The 2,566-nt window shown below is 49.1% G+C and carries 3 protein-coding genes; 2 read left to right on the forward strand and 1 reads right to left on the reverse strand.

Annotated features, from left to right (window positions below; all coding sequences use genetic code 11):
• A partial coding sequence (locus BOW51_RS09690) for a hypothetical protein (protein ID WP_217349029.1) occupies positions 1-744 on the forward strand: 744 nt, incomplete at its 5' end.
• Positions 741-1,334 (forward strand): hypothetical protein, encoded by a 594-nt coding sequence (locus BOW51_RS09695; protein WP_078477540.1) that lies wholly within the window; start codon positions 741-743, stop codon positions 1,332-1,334. The genes BOW51_RS09690 and BOW51_RS09695, both read left to right, overlap by 4 nt.
• 65 nt (positions 1,335-1,399) lie before the next feature.
• Here the strand turns inward: BOW51_RS09695 and thiO are convergent, their stop codons facing one another.
• Positions 1,400-2,491, reverse strand: a complete 1,092-nt coding sequence (gene thiO, locus BOW51_RS09700; RefSeq protein WP_078477541.1) for a glycine oxidase ThiO — start codon at positions 2,489-2,491, stop codon at positions 1,400-1,402.
• Positions 2,492-2,566 lie beyond the last annotated feature (75 nt).

The raw sequence follows: 2,566 nt of genomic DNA on the forward strand, positions 1-2,566 counted from the left end.
ACGCAGGGCGTCCGGGGCAATAAAGGCTGTCGAAGATCGAGTGTAAAAGGGAGACTTGGATGTCCCGTTTTACATCACGAGATCAAAGACACGCTTGACTGGCTTGTTCGTCGTGACAGGCGCACGGGTCTTATGCTGATTCTCGTGATGCTTCTTCCGCCTGTTTTGATCTGGTTGACAGGCTTGTTTGAGCCCATGTACATGCTGCGAACCATCATGCCATCGCACTTGATTGCGATGACAGGCCTCGCACTGGCTGTGACAGCAATTCAAGCAAGGTGGTTTCGGATGGCCGGGATTGCAGTTCTCGGTGTTATTCTGGGAATCTCTTCCTATGGCTATTTTTCTCATTACAAGAAAGAAGCATGGGCCGATTTGTCCGTACAGTTGAAACAGACTGTTTCACCCGATACAGCGGTACTGGTCTGTGAAGAGTATCTCTATCATCCGCTCTATTTTTATCTGTATGAGGATATGCCACCCGTGATTGATCTTAATCACCGCAAGCGCAGGGTGCGAATCAGGCACACGCCTGCAGATCAATGGCAACCCTTTTACTTGCAACCGGGTAATAAGCCACCTGGTGTCATACATGTAATCGGGAGATATGGCCGCTGTGCCGGACGTATGGAGCAAGATCTGTTTGCTATAACGGGTACTGAATATAAGGTTATAGATAGTTGGCGGGGATATAAGATTGGTATGGCGACATATGAAAATGGTACCAATTTCCACACAAGATGAAGAATAGCAGACTTATTAGTGCAAACAGTTTTGTAGCCGATTTTTTGAGAAGCGAGTGGTACAAGCACTTCTACGATAATGTCCGCTCACAATTTGATGAAATTGTTACAAATCCGGATGTTAATGACGCTAAACAGAACTATATACGGCGACATCTTTTATGGCGTCTGAGATTCCCGTTACTACGCGAGATACCCCGGGATATCGAATGGCAGATCATCGATGTCAGCAATGATGAATTTGCTGATTTGAAGATTATTCGTGAATCTGGTTGGGGCAAGGTCTTTGGCCCCAACAAAACATTGGTCCAGGCTGCTGACATGTTTGTTTCCGGATTGCCTGAGGGGCATGGAATAAATTTTGACAAGGTGAATGAGATCAGAAAATCTATCGGGTCGTTGGGCTTTAGCAATAAGTTGATATGCATTGCGACTGATCCCGATTCACCGCGTACCATTATTGAAGGAAACCACCGGGGCCTTGCATTTCAAATTCACAGAATAGAATCAGGGGCATCGGATCATCTTCCGAAAGAGATCATTCTTGGTACAAGCAAGGAGATGCATCATTGCACATGGTTGAATCCATAGTGCTATCCCGGGAAGAGGGTATGTGCGCAAATTATATCCTGGCTAATCGACAAGTATGGGATTCTTTAACTCCGTTCGGCTTCGAGCCTGTAATCGCCGGACTCTAATTCTTCCGCAGTACCTGCAAGCAGTTTGAGCATCAGTTCACATGACGCGGGTGCGAGTACCACGCCGTTTCTGAAATGCCCTGCATTGATATAGAGATTCTCATACTCGGGATGGCGGGCAATATAGGGCACGCCTGATGGCGAGCCGGGTCTGAGGCCGGCCCATTGCAGTTCGACTTCGTACTCCTTGAGTACCGGATATCTACCCGTGACAACGTCATAAAGTTCAGCTTCGGCATCCTCCGTGGTCTGTTTGACAAAGCCGCTGTATTCAACGGTGCTGCCGAACAGGATGCGTCCATCCTTGCGCGGGATTGCGTACCTGTCTTCCCACAGGGTGATGTGCTTGATCAAATCTGGCACGGTCTTGAACAGAATCATCTGCCCACGTACAGGTTCAATAACCGGAATCAGGTCACTGAAAAGCGAGACCAGCTGGGCAGTCCAGGCGCCTGTACATAGGATAATGTTGTCGGCATTCAGAATGCCTTTACTGGTTTCCACGCCAGTCACTTTGCCACTGTCGGTCACCAGGCCATGCAGTTCATGCTCTTCGAGTAACTCAACGCCAAGCCTGATGATGGTTTCTCTGAGGGACTTTGCAATGCGCGGGTTGCGTACCTGTGCTACATCCGGCATCCAGATTGCGCTTTCGGTATCGGGCGCAAATTCAGGTTCGAGTTCATTGATTTCCTGTTTCGAGATGCGCGACAATTGCTTGCCGTTTTCTGTAGCCCATCGCAGGGCATCCTGCTCTTCATCAGGTGCGATAGTAAGCATGCCGCTGATGAGATACTCGGGATCAATACCACTGGTTTCCAGCAGGTAGTCAGTTAACTCGGGATAGAGTTCCTGTGAACGACTTGCGAGCCGGGTTACGCTTTCAGAATAGCGCCACGGGTAGAGCGGCGAGACGATGCCGCCACCGGCCCAGGTCGATTCGCGTCCTGCAAGTTGACGATCGATAAGTGTTACATCAGCGCCTTGCTGGCGTAGCATCATGGCAGTCATCATGCCGATGATGCCGCCGCCTGTAATGAGATACTGCATAGTGAATCCGTTAAGAGATCAGGTTAGGCCTGCTCAATGAGCTGACGCATGTTTTTCGGTAGAACAAAAGTGACA

Source organism: Solemya elarraichensis gill symbiont (assembly GCF_002021095.1).
In the GTDB taxonomy this organism is placed as follows: domain Bacteria; phylum Pseudomonadota; class Gammaproteobacteria; order Chromatiales; family Chromatiaceae.